Source organism: Gordonia sp. GONU, assembly GCF_024733855.1.
GTDB lineage: Bacteria > Actinomycetota > Actinomycetes > Mycobacteriales > Mycobacteriaceae > Gordonia > Gordonia amicalis.
The window spans coordinates 20,728-39,285 of the sequence record NZ_JANRHB010000023.1; the positions used below are offsets into that span (position 1 = coordinate 20,728).

Genomic DNA, 18,558 nt, shown 5'->3' on the forward strand with positions numbered 1-18,558 from the left:
CCGGTGAGCAAAGACTCAACAGGCAGTACCGGCACGACCGTTCTCTTCACTGTCACCGGTCCCGACCGGCCAGGTGTCACCTCCGTTCTGATGGGTGCCCTGGCCGGTCAGGCCGTTGCACTGCTCGACGTCGAGCAGGTGGTCATCCGCGGTCAGCTGACGCTCGGCGTTCTCGTCTCGGCAACCAGGGACCCTGAAGGTCTCCAAGAGGTCGTCGAACAGGCCATGGCCTCCATCGGGTTCGACGTCCGCGTGGAGATCGGTGTCGGAGCCGGCAAGAGCTCGCCGTCTTCGCACGCGGTCGTCATCCTGGGCAGCCCGGTCACGGCCACCGCGTTCAGCGCGGTCGCCGCGAAACTGGCGAGCCAGGGTGGCAACATCGATTCGATCCGTGGCATCGCCGACTACCCGCTCACCGGCCTCGAACTGATGGTCAGCGTCGCGGGCCGGGGCGGGGTCGCTGCCGACGCCGCGCTGCGTAAGGGACTGGCCGAAGTCGCGGCCAGGCACTCGGTGGACATCGCCGTCGAACGGGGCGGTCTCGCCCGACGCGCCAAGCGCCTCATCGTCTTCGACGTCGACTCCACGCTCATCCAGGGCGAGGTCATCGAAATGCTGGCCGCACATGCCGGCCGCGAGGCCGAGGTCGCCGCGGTGACCGAAGCTGCGATGCGCGGTGAACTGGACTTCGCTCAGTCGCTCCACGAACGGGTCAAGGCATTGGCCGGTCTCGACGCGAGTGTCCTCGACGACGTTGCCAAATCGCTGGAGCTCACCCCGGGCGCGCGGACCACGATCCGGACGTTGCATCGTCTCGGGTTCCATTGTGGCCTCGTCTCCGGTGGCTTCCGGCAGGTCATCGACGGTCTGGCACACGAACTCGAGCTCGACTTCGTGCGTGCCAACACGTTGGAGATCGTCGACGGCAAACTGACCGGCCGCGTGATCGGCGAGGTCGTCGACCGGATGGGCAAGGCGCAGGCGCTGCGCTCGTTCGCCGACCAGGTCGGCGTGCCGATGGAGCAGACGATCGCGGTCGGTGACGGTGCCAACGACATCGACATGCTCAGCGTCGCCGGACTCGGCATCGCCTTCAACGCCAAGCCCGCGTTGCGAGAGGTCGCCGACGCGACGCTCAACCACCCGTTCCTCGACGCCGTGCTGTTCATCCTCGGGGTGTCACGCGACGAGATCGAGGCCGCGGACGCCGCCGACGGTGTGTACCGACGGGTCCCGCTGGGCTGAGATCAGGTCTCGAGGGGCCCGATCCGTCGGGTTCGTTCAAGGCGGGGGTCCGGATGGCGAGAGACGATGGACATCCATTCGTCCCTGCCATGAAAGGACCTCCGATGACCATCTCGACGAGTGTCGCGAAGCTCGCCATGATCTCCCTCGACTGCGCCGATGCCGGTGCGTCGGCAGCCTTCTGGTCCGAGGTGCTCGGCTGGAAGATCGGCGCATCGGGCGAGGGGTACGCCATGATCGTCGGTGACGGTCCCGCCGTCGGCTTCGGCACGGTGCCCGACTATGTTGCCCCGGCGTGGCCGAATGAGCACGGCTCCAAGCAGTTCCACTTCGACCTTGCCGTCGACGATCTCGACGCCGCCCAGACGCGCTGCGTGGAACTCGGCGCCACCGTACCGTCGGAGCAACCGGGGGAGACGTGGCGTGTGCTGCTCGACCCCGCCGGACATCCGTTCTGTCTGACGAAAGCCGAGAACTGGGGATGATGCGTGACCGATGACCTGACACCGACAGCCGAACGGTCGCCGTCCGAGGAGGTCGACGATCGGCCGGTGCCCCTCCCGGTGGTGCCGGAAGCGATCGTCGCCGACCACCGACGTCTCGTCGGGTACGTCGGCGGCGGTGAGGATCCCGAGGATCCCGCCGATGTGCTGGCGATGGCGATGGTGCTGCGCATCGAGAAGAACGACCCGCCGAATCGCACCGATCTGCTGGCCGCAGCTGCGCGGGCCGTCGCGCTGCTGTGCCTGGACCACCGCGCCGCCGGCGACGGACCGTGGGCATCGGCGATGGACGACTGGTGCAACGCCCGGATTCGCAAGATCGCCCGGCGCGCCCGTGGAGCGCAATGGGCTGCGGCGCAAGAGGTGTGGGGTGTCACCGCGACCGAAGGCGACGCCGAGGCGCGCGCTTTCGTGCCCGGTCGTGTCGGCGATCTCGACCGCCGGGTCAAGAAACTGCAGATCGGCGGGACCGAGGTCGACGGCGACATCCCCACCGAGGCGCCGGAACACGGTGTGGTGCTGTGGACCAACCCCGGACTGGACATGACGGTCGGCAAGCTCGCCGCGCAGGTCGGGCACGCGTCGATGCTCGCCGCCAAGCTGTTGACCGCCGACGAGGCGATCCGGTGGCGGCTCGACGAATGCCGGCTGGCGGTGCGTCGGGCCACGCCCGAACGATGGCGAGAACTGCTCGACGCCGATGCCGCCGGAACCGCGGTGGCGGTCCGCGATGCCGGGTTCACCGAGATAGCGCCCGGTTCGGTCACCGTCATCGCCGAGGTCATCGGAGACCTGATCACGAGACAGGGGAGCAGATGAGCGCGACGGAGTTGCCGGACTGGGCGAAAAGCCTTGACCTTCAGCCACACCCGGAGGGCGGCTGGTATCGCCAGACCTGGCGGAGCGAGGTCGGCCTGCCGCAGGCGGTGCTGCCGGCCGGTTACACCGGTGACCGGGCCGCCGGGACCGCCATCTACTTCGTCCTGATGCCCGGCGAACAGTCCGCGTGGCACACCGTTCGCGGGACGGAGATCTGGCTGCACCACCGCGGGGCGCCCGTGCAACTCGACCTCGGCGGAGACGACGATGCGCCGGGTGATCCGACCCCGCTCATGGTCGGACCCGACATCGCCGCCGGACATCAGCCGCAGGCGCTGGTCCCTCCGGGCGTGTGGCAACGGGCGCGGCCGATCGGGGACGAGGCGGCGCTGGTCAGCTGCATCGTGGTGCCCGGATTCGACTTCGCGGACTTCCGGCTGGCTTGAAACAGACTGTCACGCCGTGAGTGTGGCTTCAGCGCCGTAGGGGCAGCGGGCGATGTCGGGGTGCGGGCCCATCAGGTCGTCGAACGTGCCGACGGGACAGGTCCCCGCCTGGCTGTCCATGTCACCACGAACTCCTTGAAATAGGTGAGGGATGAAAAATCCATTCCTAGACTATTCTGATGGATCGGTGATGTTCATCAGACGAGGAGGAAATTCGTGCTGAGTCCCTACGACGAACTGCCCGTGCATCAGACGTCGCAACCGTTGTCGGTGGTGAGTGACACCAACACCGGCTTCGACGACGGGTACTACTTCGGTGCATTCTCCGCGGAGGCGAAGACCTTCTGTTTCCAGGGTCTGCGCATCTCTCCGAACACGGATCTGATCGGGGGGTATGTCGGTCTGAACCGGGATGGCCTCCAGCGCACCGTGCGATTCAGTCGCACGTGGCGGGAGAAGTGTGAACTCGAGGTCGGGCCGTATCGCATCACCGTGGTGGAGCCATACCGCCACATCCGGTTGGAGCTCGCGCCGAACGAATCCGGTCTGTCGTGTTCGCTCGACTGGTTCGGTATGTCGCCGGCCTATCTCGAGGCGCATCACCTCGCGACCAATCGGGGCCGCCCGACCACCGACCAGTCCCGCTACTCGCAGCCGGGAACGGTGGAGGGGTGGATCGAACTCGACGGTGAACGGATCGAGGTGGGTGGGCCGAATTGGTATGGGAGCCGCGATCACTCATGGGGTGTCTATTTCGAGCGCCCACCCATCGCCCCGAATCCGCAGCTCCTTCCTCCTCCCGCGCCGGAAGGTGTTCCGCGATCGCTGCGGTTCTGGACGCTGTTCGGGTCGGGGGATCTCTCCGGTTTCTACGCCATCCACGAGGACGCCCGGGGGCGTCAGGTGCCCATGAACGACACTTTCGGAACCCCCTTCGAAGGCCGGCTCGTCGTCGGATGGGACCAGGAGACCTACGAGTTGGTCAGCGGGCGTTGTGAACTCGAGCTGGTGCCGGGTACCCGGCTCCTGCGGCGAGGTCGAGTGATCCTGCACGACGCCGACGACGGCGAGTGGGTGCAGGAAGTGGAACCTGCTTGCCCGCCGTGGATCACCTCGACGATCGGATACCAGGCCGGTTCCTGGAGGGACGGAGGCTCGATGCGGACCTACCACGGACCGGGGGTCTCGCTCGAGTGGGACGACGTGGACGCACGAGACCAGCCGTTCGACCATGTCCGCCATGACGGCGTCGTCCAGCGGGATCTCATCGGGAAGGAATATCTGGTGCGCACCAGGACAATTGCCCCGGACGGGCGCGAGTGGTCGGGCGCGGGTCAGACCGAACTGTTCCTCGATGGCCCCTATGCGCCACTTGGCCTATAGGTCAACGGAGCCTCATGTCGATAGGTCATTACTGCCGATGAATCGACCTCAGTGGTGTGCTCACGCCGTGAGTTTCGCCTTGAGGGCATCGATGGTGTCGGGGGACAGGCCCAGCCCGCTGCGGGCGTACTCCTCCATCGATCCGTATTGTCGGTCGACCTCGTCGAGTCCGGCACCCAGCGCCTCCGGGAAGACCCCGGACACGACCCGTACCGCCCCGCCGGTCCCCGGTCCGGCTTTCGCCGCCGCGGCCGAGGCCGCCTTGTCGATCGACGCGGCGGAGTATTCGTTGGTGAGCAGGTAGTCACGCATCACGTCGGCGCGGTTCACCCCGACGAGGGTCTGGACAACCGCAGAGATCCAGCCCGTACGGTCCTTGCCCGACGTGCAGTGGAAGAGTTGAGGACCTTGGCCGGCGGCGATGTCGCGGATGGTGGCGGCGATCTCGGCTCGGTCGTCGGGGTCGGTGACGAAGTTCTTGTTCGCCAAGATCAGGAGACCGCGGGCTTCGTCGGCGCTCCGCAGACTCGACAGGCCCATCGCGGCAGATCCCTGGTCGTCGCCGACGATGTTGTGTCGCACGTACGCCGCGCCGGTCGGGAGGACGTCGGGTTTGGCCTCGATCTCCAGGGTGGTCCGCAGGTCGTAGACCCGGCGGATGCCGAGTGCGGACAGCGAGGCCAGGTCGTGGTCGTCGGGTGTCAGCGCGTTCGATCGGTAGAGGACCCCGCGACGCATGTGGCCACGGTCGACAGGATAGCCGTCGCCCGTTCCTGCCACATCACGGAAGTTGTCGACAGAGGCGAGCCGCGGAGCCGGAGCCGGTGCAGCGACGCTGGACTGCTCGTCATGCTTTGGCGGACTCTGTGTCGCGCTGCAGCCGGCGACGAGACCGGCCGCGATTGCGATGGCGGCCAGGGTCTTCCATACCGTTCGTGTTGTTCTCACGGTCGGATCGTTCATCGGCCGAATGGACTGCGGACTGTTGTGCGGTGAACGGACAACCAACTGCCCGCGGCGAGCAGGTGACTCGTGGGCGCTCAGTCGAGCGTGGCGACCGGCGAAATCGCCGGGGCGAGGTGTCCGAGGGTGCTCAGCGACACGGCGCGACTGGGCGCCAGCGAGGCGACGATCAGCTCATCGGCGTCGGCGTGTCCGGCGAACCAGGTCAGGTACTTCCGCACCTCGTCGGGCGTCCCGACACCGGCGTAGGTGAGCATCTCGTCGATCTGCCGGCCCTGAGGCATCGAGAGCACGGCGTCGGCTTCCTCGTCGGTGAAGGTCCGGCCGCGACCGTAGAGCAACGAGACACGCTGGCGTCGGGCGATCTGCAGTTGCTCCTGAGCGACGTCCGGGTCGTCGTCGGCGATCACACCGACGCCGGCGATCACGTACGGTTCGGCGAGGACCTCCGACGGCCGGAACTCGCGGCGGTACAACTCAACTGCCTGAGTCAGTGCCTGCGGAGCGAAGTGCGACGCGAAGGCGTAGGGGAGTCCCAGAGCGGCGGCGAGCTGCGCACCGAAAAGGGACGAGCCCAGGATGTAGAGCGGCACATGGGTACCGGCGCCCGGCGTCGCGCGCACACCTTCGATACGTGACTCGTCGCCGAGGAACGCCTGCAGTTCGAGAACGTCATGCGGGAACCGCTCCGCCGACGCGTGCGTGCGACGGAGCGCCTGGAAGGTCTGCTGGTCGCTGCCCGGCGCGCGGCCGAGTCCGAGGTCGATGCGGCCGGGGTGGAGTTCGGCGAGCGTGCCGAACTGCTCGGCGATGGTGAGCGGGGCGTGGTTGGGCAGCATGACGCCGCCGGCACCCAGGCGGATGGACGAGGTGTGGGCGGCGATGTGCGCGATGAGCACCGCCGGCGCCGACGACGCGATAGCCGACATGTTGTGGTGTTCGGCGTACCAGATCCGCTTGTATCCCCACTTCTCCGCATGCTGCGCGAGATCGACACTGGCGGCGAGACTTTGCGCGACCGTTTCGTCGCGGCCGACGGTGGCGAGATCCAGGATGGACACGGGAAGGTGTTGAGCGGTCACGTAGTCCCTCAACCCGGCGAACCGGTCCGAGTATTCCCGCGCCCGTCTCCGACACGGCTGATCCGAGCCGGTCGACTCCGCTGCCGTGAGGCAGGATGGGGGCGTGACCGAATCCGATCCCGACCTCTTGATCGACTTCCGCGACGTCGCGATAGTCCGCGGTGGCAAAACGCTTGTCGGCCCGCTGTCCTGGCAGGTCGAGCTGGACGAACGCTGGGTCATCATCGGCCCGAACGGTGCCGGGAAGACGACCCTGCTGCGCCTCGCCGGTGCGGAGCTCCACCCGACGTCGGGTACGGCTTTCGTGCTGAACGAGAAGCTCGGCCGGATCGAGATCCGGGAACTCGCGACTCGGATCGGCGTCGCCAGTCCCGCGCTCGTCGATCGTGTGCCCGACTCCGAAGTCGTCAGCGACGTCGTCATCTCGGCCGGTTACGCCGTGCTGGGTCGCTGGCGCGAGGCCTACGACGAGATGGATCGGGACCAGGCGGTCGAGTCGCTGGAGTCGATGGGCGCCGAGCATCTCGCCGAACGCACCTTCGGCACCCTGTCGGAGGGTGAACGCAAACGTGTGATCATCTCCCGTGCGCTCATGACCGACCCCGAGCTCCTGCTGCTCGACGAACCGGCCGCCGGTCTCGACCTCGGCGGGCGCGAGGAACTCGTCGATCGTCTCGCCACCCTTGCCGCCGACCCCGACGCTCCGGCCATCGTGCTGATCACCCATCATGTGGAGGAGATCCCGGAGGGGTTCACGCACGCGCTGATCCTGTCCGAGGGCGGCGTCGTCGCACAGGGCCTGCTCGAAGAGGTGCTGACCAGCGAGAACCTGACGGCCGCCTTCCGGCAGCAGATCATCCTCGACAAGGTCGACGGACGGTACTTCGCTCGACGCCGTCGCCGCGCGGGCGGTCACCGTCGAGCAGGAGGCAACCGATGACATCCACCGATCAGGGACCCGAGGTCGTGTCCGCACCGATCCGCGACGCCGCGACGGTGGTCCTGGTCCGGAACTCCGCCGACGGCATCGAGGTGTTCCTCCAGCGTCGGGTGAAGCAGATGGCGTTCGCCGGCGGCATGACCGTCTTCCCGGGCGGCGGCGTCGACAAGCGTGACGCCGGTGCCCACGTGGCCTGGACCGGTCCGGACGCGGCGTGGTGGGCCGACCGGTTCAACACCGATGACGAGCTGGCCCAGGCACTCGTCTGCGCGGCCGTCCGCGAGACCTTCGAAGAATGCGGCGTCCTGCTCGCGACCACCGCCGACGGTGTGTTCGCCGATCCGGGAGCACTCGCCGAGGATCGACAGCGGCTCGTCGAGAAGTCGCTGTCGTTCGCGGAGTTCCTCACCGCGCGGGGCCTCACCCTGCGCGCCGATCTGCTGAGTCCGCTCGCACACTGGATCACCCCGGTCAACGAGAAGCGCCGCTACGACACCCGCTTCTTCCTCGCCGCCATGCCCGAAGGGCAGGAGGCCGATGCCGAGACCACCGAGGCCGAGGTGGCGCGCTGGGTCAACGCCCGAGGCGCGATCGACTCGTGGGCCGACGGCAAGCACTTCCTGATGCCGCCGACCTGGGCGCAGCTGCACTACGTCAGTGGCTTCGCGACCGTCGACGAACTGCTGGCCGCCGAGCGGGCCATCGAATGCATACTTCCCGACACCACCCCGGGTGCCGGTCTGTCCGGCCTCGGTTTCCCGGGCTCCGACGAGTACTTCCGTACGCTCGGCGACCAGACGCCGCCCGACATCACTCTCTGACGGATCACTGCTCGTCGAGGTCGACTGCCTCGACGGAGTCCTCGTCCTCGCCGATGTCCTCGCGATCAGCCCATTCGAGCAGCGTGTCGAGACGGTGGGCGACGTCGTCGATCTCGGCGTGCAGATCGCCGAGTTCGGCGAACCGTGCGGGCACGGTGGCGATCGTGAAGTCGTCGGGTGCGATGTCGTCGATCTCGTCCCAGCGCACCGGCGTCGACACCGTCGCGCGCTGGTTGCCGCGTACCGAATAGGCCGACGCCATGGTGTGGTCGCGCGTGTTCTGGTTGTAATCCACGAAGACGGCGGCCGGGTCGCGGTCCTTGCGCCACCACGTCGTCGTCACGTCCTTCGGGGCCCGGCGTTCCACCTCGCGGGCGAAGGCGAGGGCGGCGCGCCGGACTTGCGGAAAGCCCCATTCCGGTGCGATCCGCACGTAGATGTGGAGACCGCGCCCGCCCGACGTCTTCGGGAAACCACGCATGCCGAGTTCGTCGAGTACCTCCGCGACCACGTGTGACACCCGCTGGATGCGCGAGAACGGGCAGTCGGGCATTGGATCGAGGTCGATGCGCCACTCGTCGGGGGATTCGGGGTCGGCGCGGCGCGAGTTCCAGGGATGGAACTCGACCGTCGACATCTGCACGGCCCAGATCACCGACGCCAGCTCGGTCACGCACAGTTCGTCGGCGGTCCGTCCGTAGCGGGGGAAGTAGATCTCGGTGGTCTCCAGCCAGTCGGGTGCGCCGGCCGGGACACGCTTCTGATGTACCTTGTTGCCGCTGACGCCCTTGGGGAAGCGGTGCAGCATGCAGGGGCGGTCGCGCAGCGCCCGCACGATGCCGTCACCCACCGACAGGTAATACTCCGCGAGGTCGCGTTTGGTCTCGCCGCGTTCGGTGAAATAGATGCGGTCCGGACTCGACAGGCGGACCGTTCGGTCGCCCACCTGCAGCTCGATCGGCTCACCTGCAGAACCCGCACCCTTCGCCATGCGCCCACTGTAAGGCGCAACCGCGCGTGAGCGCGGTTGTCCGGCCTGGGACACCGGGCAGACTTACCAGACGGTAGCCTTCGAGGATGCCTGAGTTCGTGACACTCGAGACGTCCGACGACCATCCCGGCGTGGGCACCATCCTCCTGGCCCGCCCGCCGATGAACGCGTTGAGCCGCCAGGTGCAGGCCGAACTGGCCGCAGCTGCCGAGGAGGCGACACTGCGCGACGACATCAAGGCCGTCGTCGTCTACGGCGGACCCAAGGTCCTCGCCGCCGGCGCCGACATCAAGGAGATGAACGACCTCACCTACGCCGAGATGAGCAAGGTCGCCGGTCGCCTGCAACGCGACCTGGGCGCCATTGCCTCGATCCCGAAGCCGACGGTCGCGGCCATCACCGGTTACGCACTGGGCGGCGGCCTCGAGGTCGCACTCGGCGCCGACCGCCGGATTGCCGGCGACAACGCGAAGCTCGGTGTGCCCGAGGTCCTGCTGGGCCTCATCCCCGGTGGCGGCGGCACGCAGCGTCTCGCGCGGCTCATCGGCCCGGCCAAGGCCAAGGACCTCATCTTCACGGGCCGTTTCGTCGGTGCCGAGGAAGCACTCGCCATCGGTCTGGTCGACGAGGTCGTCGCCCCCGACGAGGTGTACAACGCCGCCCTCGCCTGGGCGGGACAGTTCACCGACGCCGCGTCGGTTGCCATCGCCGCCGCCAAGAAGGCCGTCGATCAGGGCCTCGGCGTCGACCTCGACACCGGCCTCAAGATCGAGGAACAGCTCTTCGCCGCGCTGTTCGCCACCGACGACCGTGCCATCGGCATGAAGTCGTTCGTGGAGAACGGCCCCGGTAAGGCGAAGTTCACCGGGCGCTGAGCGGAGCGAACTCCATCGGGGCGCTGAGCGGAGCGAACCTCACCGGCCCACAACGACATCAGCAGTGACCGACCCACGCGACAAGGAAGCGATCATGACCACCGACGCCACTCCGGGTATCGATCCGGCGCCGAATCCGCATGCCACCGAGGAGCAGGTGCAGGCCGCACTGAAGGACACCAAACTCGCCCAGGTGCTGTACCACGACTGGGAGGCCGAGACCTACGACGAGAAGTGGTCGATCAGCTTCGACGAACGCTGCATCGATTACGCGCGTGGCCGTTTCGACGCCATCGCCGCCGACGAGCCACTGCCGTACGGGCGGGCGATGGAACTCGGTTGCGGGACCGGCTTCTTCCTGCTGAACCTCATGCAGTCCGGTGTCGCCGAGAAGGGTTCGGTCACCGACCTGTCGCCTGGCATGGTCAAGGTCGCGCTGCGCAACGCCGAGAATCTGGGCCTCGATGTCGACGGCCGGGTCGCCGACGCGGAGAAGATCCCCTACGATGACAACACGTTCGACCTCGTCGTCGGACATGCTGTGCTGCACCATATCCCGGATGTCGAGCAGGCGCTGCGCGAGGTGCTCCGGGTGCTCAAGCCGGGCGGCCGTTTCGTGTTCGCCGGTGAGCCGTCGACGATCGGCGACTTCTACGCACGCTGGATGAGCCGCGCGACGTGGTTCGCCACCACCAACGTCACCAAGTTCGGTCCGCTCAAGAGCTGGCGGCGCCCGCAGGAGGAGCTGGACGAGTCCTCGCGCGCCGCGGCGCTCGAGGCCGTCGTCGACATCCACACCTTCGATCCCGACGAGCTGGCCGGTATCGCCCGTTCCGCCGGCGCGGCCAAGGTCTCCACCGCCACCGAGGAACTGGCCGCGGCGATGCTCGGCTGGCCGGTCCGCACCTTCGAGGCCGCTGTCCCGCCGGAGAAGCTCGGCTGGGGCTGGGCGCGGTTCGCCTTCGGCGGCTGGAAGCGTCTCACCTGGCTCGACGAGAACGTCCTGCGCAAGGTCGTGCCGCCGAAGTTCTTCTACAACGTGGTCGTCACCGGCACCAAGCCGGAGTAACCGGACCATGATGTAGAAAGCGTGGGGCCATAGCGCGCATTCTCGCTACCGATCGGCTCGCCGCGTGCCACCATGGGCTATGGCCACGCTCCTCACATCCGACGAGTTCGACCTCCGATTGCTCTTCGCCGAGCCGGTGGCGGAGGTGAAGAAGTTCCTCCGGGAAGTCGTCGACAAGCGGGAACCGATCGCGCTCGAGGTCGAGGGCACGGCCCACTTCCTGAATCTCGGCAACGTCAAACACTTCACGCTGGTCGACCAGGATCCCGGCGACGAGTCGCTGGGCACCGATGACGGCAAGACGGTGGTGCTGGCGATCTCCGAAGTGCGCGGGTAGCGCCGACGAACCTGGCCGCGGGTACCCGGGCCCGGCGACGGTAGCCTGCAAGGATCATGGGCTATTCCTTCAGTCTCGACGACGTCGGCTTCCTGCGGTCGCGGCACGGCGAGAAGGCGCTGGAAACGGTGTCGGGTCTCGCGCTCACGTCGTCGTCGATGCTGTCCGACATCACCGAGGTCCGCAGCCGGTATGCACCGCACGACGCCGCGTTGATCGAAACCGTGCGCTGTCGCCGGCGGGCGACGACGAAACTGCGGGATCCCGCCGAGCTGCTGCTCACCGACGACGCTCTGCAACAGGCGACCGCCTCGGTGGTTGCCGAACACCGCGCCGCCGAGATCGCCGGCCGTTTTCCGGCGTCGGTCGTCCACGACATGACCTGCTCGATCGGGGCCGAGCTCCGAGAACTGGTGCGCGCCAGCGGGATCTCGGGAGCTATCGGCAGCGACCTCGACCGGGTCCGGCTCGCGATGGCACGCCACAACGTACCCGACGCGACGCTCCTGGTCGCCGATGCGCTGACCCCGACCTCGAGTGCCGACGTCCTGCTCGCCGACCCGGCCCGCCGCTCCGACGCCGGCCGGATCTTCCGGCTCGACCAGCTGACCCCGCCGCTCCTCGAACTGCTCGCCACCTATGCCGGTCGCGTGCTCATCGTGAAATGTGCTCCCGGACTGGATCATCAGATGCTGCGCAACAGGTTCGGTTTCGACGGTGAGGTCCAGGTGACCTCGCTCGACGGCGGCGTCCGGGAAGCCTGCCTGTGGTCGGGGTCGGGGATCGAGACCCGACGCCGGGCAACCGTGCTGCGCACGCGACCCGACGGGTCGGTGTCGCAGTTCGAGATCACCGACCACGAGGACGACGAGGTGCCGGCCGGCGAGGCGGGGGAGTGGATCGTCGATCCGGACGGCGCCATCGTGCGCGCCGGACTCGTCAAGCATTACGCGCACCGTTTCGGTCTCTGGCAGCTCGACCCGCAGATCGCCTATCTGACCGGCGGTTCGGTGCCGGCCGGGGCACGTGGCTTCCGAGTGATCGAACAGGTCGGGGTGACCGAGAAGATCCTTCGCAAGGCTCTGGCCGCCCATGATTGCGGACCGCTCGAGATCCTCGTCCGCGGGTTGGACGTCGACCCAGACCAGCTCCGCAAGAAGCTCAAACCCAAGGGCGATCGCCCACTGTCGGTGGTGCTCACCCGGATCGGACGCAAGGGGACCGCGTTCATCTGCGAACCGGGGGTGCGCTTCTGAGCGACCACGCACAAACAGAATGCGGGCTGAGTGTCGGTTTCCGGCACTCAGCCCGCATTCTTGTTCGGACGCTTATCCCAGGTTGGCCTTGCTGTCGAAGAAGTACACCTCACCGAGATTGGTCGCGGTGGCGATCTGACCCGAGTAGGAGATCGAGACACCGGTCGCGAAACCCGCGGAGTTCGGTAGCGGCAGAGACCGTTTGGTCGTACCGTCCGCGGTGGAGACCTCCACCAGCGACAGCGTGTCCTTGCCGGCGTCCCGGACAACGCTCCACGCGGTCTTCTGCTGGGTGAGCGCCGACAGGCTCACCGTGGCGAGATCGGTGCGCTGCCAGAGGCGTTCGGCACGGTCACCGGCGTCGCGGTAAAGGGTGAGCGGGGCGCCGAGCGAACCGGTGGGGATGATCAGGCCGTCGGGTGACACGGCCATCGTCGCGAAGCCGTGACCGCCGATGTCCTGCGTCCACTTGGTCGACCCGTCCTCGGTGTTCAGCGCGACGATCTTGCCGTCGCGCGAGAACGCATACAGCGTCGCACCGTCGGCGGACAGGGTCGGCGTACCGACGACTCCGCTCGGGACATCGGCCGTCCAGGCAGTCCGCACCTCGCGCTTGCCGCCCACCTTGTTGTACTTCATCGACCGGATCTGCGACGATGCGGCGCCCTCGGGAAAGAAGTTGAGGTAGAAGCGTTCTCGACCGGTGTCGACGGCGGCGGGGGCGGGAATCGCGCACTGCGGTCCGTTGCGCACACAGTCGCCGAAGCCGAGCAGCGGCTGCTCCGGATCGGCGTCGTCGCGCAGCTTCACCTCGGGGGCGACGAGTTCGTCGCGCTGGGTGTCGATCAGCAGGATCTGGCCCTGGGTCGTGGTCACCAGCACTTCATTCGGCGCGGCGAACTTCGCCGACAGCGGGACGCCGATCACGCCGGCACGCCAGCGGATCGCGCCACCGGCGTTGAACGCCAGGAAAGTGGTCTCCTCGCCGAGGTACGGCTGGTCGTACTGGTCGACGAGCATCGCGTTGATCTCGACCCCTGCGCGCATGTCCTTGCAGAAGTTCTTGCGACCCGACCGGCCGTCGAGCACCAGCACGTTGCAGCCCTGGGCGGCATTCGACGTGACGCCGACATTGCCCTTGCCCGAGATGGTGACGGGCGCGGTGACCGGTCCGCCGGTGGGACGCGTCCAACTCAGGGCGAGGTCGTCGGGGACGTCGGCGTAGGCGAAGTTCGCATTGCCGGCGGCGCCGCCGTAGCTGGGCCAGCCGACGCTCGGGATCGATCGGACGTCGATGTGTCCGTCGGAGCAGCCGGCGAGCACCAGCGAGCACGCGGCGGTGACGGCGACGAACAGGCGGGTCACCGCGGATCTGCGGTGTCGGGACACCTGCGGTCGTGCCAAGGCCATCGCGCTCCTCATCGTCGGTCCTCACGGGCACTGCACGTGCCAGCAGTGAGCCTATCGTGTGCGAAAAACGGGTCGTTTAGGGTTTGTCCCATGACCACCATGTGGAACGCCTCCTACCGGTCCCGGCGCCGCGCGGGCCGTCGCCGCGATCCGGAGCAGGCACGATTCCTCACTCTCGATTCGCTGCGCTGGGTGAAACGCAACCGGGCGTACACGCCGTGGTACCTGGTCCGCTACTACCGCCTCGCGAAGTTCCGCCTGGCCAACCCGCATGTCGTACTGCGGGGCATGGTCTTCCTCGGGCGCAACGTGGAAATCCACTGCACGCCCGAGCTCGCCCGGATGGAGATCGGGCGCTGGGTGCACATCGGCGACGGCAACTCGATCCGCTGCCACGAGGGCAGCCTCAAGATCGGCGACAAGACCGTCTTCGGCTGCAACAACGTCGTGAACTCCTACCTCGACCTCGAGATCGGCGGTTCGACGCTCATCGCCGACTGGTGCTACATCTGCGACTTCGACCACAAGATGGACGACATCACGCTGCCCATCAAGGACCAGGGCATCGTCAAGGGTCCGGTTCGGATCGGGCCGGACACCTGGGTCGCCGCCAAGGTGTCGGTGCTGCGGAACACCATCGTCGGCCGAGGCTGTGTCCTCGGTTCGCACGCGGTGGTCAAGGGGGTGATCCCCGACTACTCGATCGCGGTCGGGGCCCCGGCCCGCGTGGTCAAGAACCGCATGGACGACTGGGCGAAGAACGCCGAGCAGCGTGCCGAACTCGAACGCGCCTTGGCCGACATCGAACGCAAGAAGGCGGCGGCGGAGAAGGCGTCGGCGGAGAAGGCGAAGTAGCGACCGGCCGTCCAGATTGACGTCGCGCGCGACGTCACTTCGGCGCTGCGAGTTCGGGCGTGGTCGCGCCGCCGGATCGACGTCGCGTGCGACATCAGTCCGGTCAGGGGTCGGCAGGTTCGTCCGCCGACGGCACCGACGGCACCGAGGTCGTCGCGGGCGTCGGCGTCGATTCCGACGAGTCGCCGCTCTCAGCTGTCTGTGCGGCCGGCGCCTGAGGTTCTTCGACGCTCGCGACCCACCGGGAACCCTCCCGCTGGACCGTGGTCACCGTGCCGTCGGGGTCGGTGATCTCCAGCGTCGACGTCCCGGGCAGCCACCGCACCGAACTCCCGGACGCATGGCGACCGTCGTACACGACGTCGGTGCTTGTCGTGTCTCGGATCGTCACGCTCGAGCCGTCCTGGTAGTAGGCGAATGCACCCGAATCGTTCAGGACACCACCGGGCGGCAGCGCTGGAGCCTCGGACGGGGTCGACGTAAACGTTTCGGGATCGGCAGTCTCGGCTGAGGTGTCGGTCGTCTGAGGGACAGAGGTTTCGGCGGAGTCGCTCGACTCGCTCGGCGTAGGGGACTCACTCGACTCGGCAAGGGACACAGACTCCGAGGACTCGGTCGCACTCGGCGCGTTGCGCGATCGGGCACCAACGGGCGAGACGCATTCGATGCCGGTGATCGGATCGCCGGGTCTGACCTCGATCTGTAGTGACAGCGAATCCGACACCCAGTCCGCAAGGATGGTCCGGTCGTACGTATTGGTCAGTTCCACGGTCAGCGGCTCAGAGACGAACCCCCCCAGCACCGTGAAAAGATTGCTCGGGAACTCCCATTGGGCGGGGTTGCCGACGGCGGAGGCCGACCGTCGGACGTCGGGCAGCAGCGGGCTGCCAAAGCTGAGTACGTAGGTGTACCGGGAGTTCTCGGGTGGGTTGGGCCAGCTCAGCGTGACTGTGTCGAAGCCGAATCGGGGAATGTTGGTGCAGAGGAAGGACGTCGGGTCGGTGGGTCCGGCGGTCACGGTGCCGGTGGCGGTCGCCATCGCGGTGAGTGCCTTCGCCTCGCCGCCGCCGTGCGTACCGGAGGCAACCAGCGCGACGGCGGTGGCGGCGGCAGTGCCAGCCAGAATCCGTTGTCCAGCAGGAGAATTGCGCCATCCTCGTTTGGGTGCGAAGGTGACTGCGAGCAGGGCGAGGGCTGCGAGCGCCTGCAGTGTCAGCGTGTACGGGTTTTTGAGCCAGGCCGCGACGTAGCCGAGCACCGGTACGGTGCCGTAGACGCGATCGACCTCGGTCACCACGTACGTTCGCGGATCGGGTGCATCGTTCGCATCCCCGCGCAGAGCGAGAGTGGCCGAGTTGCCGGTGACCCCTTCGACCGCGATGACGCGGTGGGTCACGCGCACGCCGTCGTCACGGATGACACTCACGACGTCGCCGGTGCGCACTTCGACCGCCGGTACGGCCCGGCTGAGGCCGAGCGAACCGGTACTGATGGCCGGGGCCATCGAACCGGTCTCGAAGATAACCGGGCGTACGCCGAGCAGCAGCGAGACGACCGTCGCGATCAGGACAACCACACCGAGGACGGCGCCCGCAGTCAGCGCACGGTCAGCTGGCCTTCGCCTAGTGTGGCGCCCGTGACGCTCAGACCCCACGGCCAGCTCGGTGGCCGGCAGAGCATCCATCATGGCCCCGTCGCGCTGAAAGTGAAGGTCACGGCGCCGGTCGTGCCAGCCAACGTACTCGAAGCGGTTGCTGGCAGGGATAATTGAAAGCACCACCGTTCCACCCCTGTGCCGGCGGCGAGCGGTCCGCGGCTCGCGATCGTCGCCATAGTGGAGCCGATCGCGATCGGGCCGACCGACGTACCACCCGAGCACGAGGTGGTGGTACCGCTGACATTCGCGACCAAGCCATACCGTGCGCTTAGGAGCATCGCTTGCGCCAGGGGCGAAGAGCTAGATCTTGAAGCGGTATAGGAGAATTGAACGCCACCTATGTTCTGCACGTCCACCACGTAGGCGGTGGTGTCGCCCGGCAACAACGTTCCAGGGAACGTGAAGGTGTGTGCTACCTCGCTGTTCGCCCGGATCGCGATGGTCGCGGTGGTGAACTGGCCCGACACCGTGGCTGCGGTCGTCGACCAGAGCGCTGTTGTGCCGATCGCGCCGGTGCCGAGCAGGACGCCGCAGGTGAGCAGAGCCTTCACCCGGCGCGAGAGGCTCGGCGACCACGTAAACCGGCTCATGAGACGGTGTCCGGTCGTGTGACGGGCAGGGGTTTCGTGTCGTCGCCCGGGCCCGTCCCCGATGACGAGGTCACCGACGGTTCGGTCCTCGAGGTGGGCAGCTGTTCGGTCGGGGAGTCGTCGGCGACGGGATCGGCCAGTGTCTTATCGGCGGCGGGCGCGGGCGGCACGGCACCCCCATCGGTGTCGTCAACGTTGTTCGTGTCGTCGTCCGCGGGGTCGTGGCGGGCAGCCCAGAATTGCCACGCGGCATACACGAAGAGCGCGCCGGCGACCGCGAAGATGATCACGGTGCGCTTCTGCGAGGTGACCCAGTTGTTGACGTACCCGATGTAGGGCAACGAATACCAGAGTTCGCCCCGGATCTGTTCGGGACGGACCGTTCCGGGGTCGGCGGCGTTGTTTGCGTCGCCCTGGGTGGTGAAGCGGCGTTCGCCGTCGCTCGCTTGGATGGCCACGTCGATCACGCGGTGGGTGACGACATCGGGTTCGCCGGATCGGATCTGGTAGGTGATGACGTCACCGACACCGATCTGACTAGCCGGCTGCGGCTTGACCACGATGAGAGTGCCCGGCGGATAGTCGGGTCGCATGGATCCGGTCAGCACGGTGTAGGCCTGGGCCCCGGCCACCCGCGGGATGAGGATGACGGCGCAGAGAACGCTGAAGGCCGCGATCAGCAGAAGCCACGAGATCGTTTGCCACACATAGTGCAGGACCCCGTGACGGGGTCCGTCGGAGGTGTCGGCCGAAGACGCGGGCACCGGTGCGCGCTCGTTCATGGTCGGGTCTGCTCCGCTGCGAAGTTGAATGCGATCGTGAACGTGGCCGGCTGGGTGCCATTGACGGACACCAGTCTGGAGCGAATGCACCATGTAGTGGTGGCACCGACGGCGAGCGGGGTCCACGGTGAGTCGAAACCCGTTCCGGCACCGGTGGTGTTCTGTGCCGGGAACGCTCCTTCCAACGACACGCTGGTACCAGGACAGGTTCCGGCGGAGGCGCCCGAGAGATTCACGGTGACTGTCGCTCCGGCCGTTTGCACCGTCGGCCCGGCGGTGGCCAGCTTGAATCGCAGCGGCGTGCTGCCGGTGTTGACGATGTTCAGCACCGCTTGCCGAGAGTCGCCAGGGGCGACGTTGGCGCCATTCAACGCCGGGAACGTGAACGTCGGAGCACTGCCGGACCCCGGTGCGAGACCGATGGTGCCAGTGGTGATAGTCGCGTCCGACACTTCAGCCTCCTCCACCCACAGCGCCCCGGTGGTCCGCACCGACCCGAAGACCAGTGCAGCCACCAGGATCACCAGGGTGCCG

At 67.4% G+C, this 18,558-nt stretch carries 20 protein-coding genes; 12 read left to right on the top strand and 8 right to left on the bottom strand.

Annotation, left to right across the window (positions count from 1 at the left end; translation table 11 throughout):
• Positions 1 to 3 precede the first annotated feature (3 nt).
• From serB to NWF34_RS17980, 5 genes are all read left to right on the top strand, one after another.
• Complete coding sequence (gene serB / locus NWF34_RS17960; protein WP_024500563.1) at positions 4 to 1,245, top strand: phosphoserine phosphatase SerB; 1,242 nt, start codon at positions 4 to 6, stop codon at positions 1,243 to 1,245.
• Between the two features lie 104 nt (positions 1,246 to 1,349).
• Positions 1,350 to 1,730: a VOC family protein gene (locus NWF34_RS17965; RefSeq protein WP_006436033.1), complete on the top strand. Its 381-nt coding sequence runs from the start codon at positions 1,350 to 1,352 to the stop codon at positions 1,728 to 1,730.
• Positions 1,731 to 1,733: 3 nt separating this feature from the next.
• Positions 1,734 to 2,567 carry an aminoacyl-tRNA hydrolase gene (locus tag NWF34_RS17970; protein ID WP_024500562.1) on the top strand — a complete coding sequence of 278 codons (834 nt, stop codon included), beginning with the start codon at positions 1,734 to 1,736 and terminating at the stop codon, positions 2,565 to 2,567.
• Positions 2,564 to 3,013: a cupin domain-containing protein gene (locus NWF34_RS17975; RefSeq protein ID WP_024500561.1), complete on the top strand. Its 450-nt coding sequence runs from the start codon at positions 2,564 to 2,566 to the stop codon at positions 3,011 to 3,013. Before NWF34_RS17970 ends, NWF34_RS17975 begins: the two co-directional genes overlap by 4 nt.
• A 216-nt stretch (positions 3,014 to 3,229) precedes the next feature.
• Positions 3,230 to 4,396, top strand: a complete 1,167-nt coding sequence (locus NWF34_RS17980; protein ID WP_024500560.1) for a hypothetical protein — start codon at positions 3,230 to 3,232, stop codon at positions 4,394 to 4,396.
• A gap of 60 nt (positions 4,397 to 4,456) precedes the next feature.
• Here NWF34_RS17980 and NWF34_RS17985 read toward each other — a convergent pair whose 3' ends face one another.
• On the bottom strand, positions 4,457 to 5,344 hold the full coding sequence (locus NWF34_RS17985; protein ID WP_258325682.1) for a tyrosine-protein phosphatase: 888 nt from the start codon (positions 5,342 to 5,344) through the stop codon (positions 4,457 to 4,459).
• A 92-nt stretch (positions 5,345 to 5,436) separates the two neighbouring features.
• A complete protein-coding gene (locus tag NWF34_RS17990) occupies positions 5,437 to 6,441 on the bottom strand; it encodes an LLM class flavin-dependent oxidoreductase (protein WP_024500558.1) in 1,005 nt (334 codons plus the stop codon).
• A gap of 103 nt (positions 6,442 to 6,544) precedes the next feature.
• Here NWF34_RS17990 and NWF34_RS17995 point away from each other — a divergent pair, with 103 nt between their 5' ends.
• Entirely contained in the window at positions 6,545 to 7,381 is an 837-nt protein-coding gene (locus tag NWF34_RS17995; protein ID WP_006436038.1) for an ABC transporter ATP-binding protein, read from the top strand.
• Positions 7,378 to 8,202: an NUDIX domain-containing protein gene (locus tag NWF34_RS18000; protein ID WP_024500557.1), complete on the top strand. Its 825-nt coding sequence runs from the start codon at positions 7,378 to 7,380 to the stop codon at positions 8,200 to 8,202. Before NWF34_RS17995 ends, NWF34_RS18000 begins: the two co-directional genes overlap by 4 nt.
• A 4-nt stretch (positions 8,203 to 8,206) precedes the next feature.
• Here the strand turns inward: NWF34_RS18000 and ligD are convergent, their stop codons facing one another.
• Positions 8,207 to 9,193, bottom strand: a complete 987-nt coding sequence (gene ligD / locus NWF34_RS18005) for a non-homologous end-joining DNA ligase (RefSeq protein ID WP_024500556.1) — start codon at positions 9,191 to 9,193, stop codon at positions 8,207 to 8,209.
• Between the two features lie 86 nt (positions 9,194 to 9,279).
• Between ligD and NWF34_RS18010 the strand changes: the two genes are divergently transcribed.
• The 4 genes from NWF34_RS18010 (at position 9,280) to NWF34_RS18025 (ending at position 12,730) form a co-directional block, all read left to right on the top strand.
• A complete protein-coding gene (locus NWF34_RS18010; RefSeq protein WP_006436041.1) occupies positions 9,280 to 10,068 on the top strand; it encodes an enoyl-CoA hydratase-related protein in 789 nt (262 codons plus the stop codon).
• A gap of 94 nt (positions 10,069 to 10,162) precedes the next feature.
• The gene (locus tag NWF34_RS18015) at positions 10,163 to 11,137 is read left to right on the top strand and encodes a class I SAM-dependent methyltransferase (RefSeq protein ID WP_040004688.1); all 975 of its coding nucleotides are present in this window, start codon (positions 10,163 to 10,165) and stop codon (positions 11,135 to 11,137) included.
• Positions 11,138 to 11,216: 79 nt separating this feature from the next.
• Entirely contained in the window at positions 11,217 to 11,474 is a 258-nt protein-coding gene (locus NWF34_RS18020; RefSeq protein WP_006436043.1) for a hypothetical protein, read from the top strand.
• Positions 11,475 to 11,530: 56 nt separating this feature from the next.
• Positions 11,531 to 12,730 carry a class I SAM-dependent methyltransferase gene (locus NWF34_RS18025; RefSeq protein WP_258325683.1) on the top strand — a complete coding sequence of 400 codons (1,200 nt, stop codon included), beginning with the start codon at positions 11,531 to 11,533 and terminating at the stop codon, positions 12,728 to 12,730.
• Between the two features lie 72 nt (positions 12,731 to 12,802).
• Here the strand turns inward: NWF34_RS18025 and NWF34_RS18030 are convergent, their stop codons facing one another.
• Positions 12,803 to 14,140 (bottom strand): PQQ-binding-like beta-propeller repeat protein, encoded by a 1,338-nt coding sequence (locus NWF34_RS18030; protein WP_258325684.1) that lies wholly within the window; start codon positions 14,138 to 14,140, stop codon positions 12,803 to 12,805.
• 90 nt (positions 14,141 to 14,230) lie between these two features.
• Here NWF34_RS18030 and NWF34_RS18035 point away from each other — a divergent pair, with 90 nt between their 5' ends.
• Complete coding sequence (locus tag NWF34_RS18035) at positions 14,231 to 14,995, top strand: acyltransferase (protein ID WP_258325685.1); 765 nt, start codon at positions 14,231 to 14,233, stop codon at positions 14,993 to 14,995.
• 103 nt (positions 14,996 to 15,098) lie between these two features.
• Here NWF34_RS18035 and NWF34_RS18040 read toward each other — a convergent pair whose 3' ends face one another.
• The 4 genes from NWF34_RS18040 to NWF34_RS18055 form a co-directional block, all read right to left on the bottom strand.
• Entirely contained in the window at positions 15,099 to 16,571 is a 1,473-nt protein-coding gene (locus tag NWF34_RS18040) for a S24/S26 family peptidase (protein ID WP_258325686.1), read from the bottom strand.
• A 107-nt stretch (positions 16,572 to 16,678) separates the two neighbouring features.
• Complete coding sequence (locus tag NWF34_RS18045) at positions 16,679 to 17,203, bottom strand: hypothetical protein (protein WP_258325687.1); 525 nt, start codon at positions 17,201 to 17,203, stop codon at positions 16,679 to 16,681.
• Positions 17,204 to 17,238: 35 nt separating this feature from the next.
• Positions 17,239 to 18,024 (bottom strand): signal peptidase I, encoded by a 786-nt coding sequence (locus tag NWF34_RS18050; RefSeq protein WP_258325688.1) that lies wholly within the window; start codon positions 18,022 to 18,024, stop codon positions 17,239 to 17,241.
• On the bottom strand, positions 18,021 to 18,539 hold the full coding sequence (locus NWF34_RS18055; RefSeq protein WP_258325689.1) for a hypothetical protein: 519 nt from the start codon (positions 18,537 to 18,539) through the stop codon (positions 18,021 to 18,023). Before NWF34_RS18055 ends, NWF34_RS18050 begins: the two co-directional genes overlap by 4 nt.
• Between the last annotated feature and the right edge of the window lie 19 nt (positions 18,540 to 18,558).

What these genes read in the sequence shown, in the direction of transcription:
- NWF34_RS17965 (WP_006436033.1), top strand. Translation starts at nt 1,350, where the DNA reads ATGACCATCTCGACGAGTGTCGCGAAGCTCGCCATGATCTCCCTCGAC.
- NWF34_RS17975 (WP_024500561.1), top strand. Translation starts at nt 2,564, where the DNA reads ATGAGCGCGACGGAGTTGCCGGACTGGGCGAAAAGCCTTGACCTTCAG.
- NWF34_RS18000 (WP_024500557.1), top strand. Translation starts at nt 7,378, where the DNA reads ATGACATCCACCGATCAGGGACCCGAGGTCGTGTCCGCACCGATCCGC.
- ligD (WP_024500556.1), bottom strand. Translation starts at nt 9,193, where the DNA reads ATGGCGAAGGGTGCGGGTTCTGCAGGTGAGCCGATCGAGCTGCAGGTG.
- NWF34_RS18010 (WP_006436041.1), top strand. Translation starts at nt 9,280, where the DNA reads ATGCCTGAGTTCGTGACACTCGAGACGTCCGACGACCATCCCGGCGTG.
- NWF34_RS18015 (WP_040004688.1), top strand. Translation starts at nt 10,163, where the DNA reads ATGACCACCGACGCCACTCCGGGTATCGATCCGGCGCCGAATCCGCAT.
- NWF34_RS18020 (WP_006436043.1), top strand. Translation starts at nt 11,217, where the DNA reads ATGGCCACGCTCCTCACATCCGACGAGTTCGACCTCCGATTGCTCTTC.
- NWF34_RS18025 (WP_258325683.1), top strand. Translation starts at nt 11,531, where the DNA reads ATGGGCTATTCCTTCAGTCTCGACGACGTCGGCTTCCTGCGGTCGCGG.
- NWF34_RS18030 (WP_258325684.1), bottom strand. Translation starts at nt 14,140, where the DNA reads ATGGCCTTGGCACGACCGCAGGTGTCCCGACACCGCAGATCCGCGGTG.
- NWF34_RS18035 (WP_258325685.1), top strand. Translation starts at nt 14,231, where the DNA reads ATGACCACCATGTGGAACGCCTCCTACCGGTCCCGGCGCCGCGCGGGC.
- NWF34_RS18050 (WP_258325688.1), bottom strand. Translation starts at nt 18,024, where the DNA reads ATGAACGAGCGCGCACCGGTGCCCGCGTCTTCGGCCGACACCTCCGAC.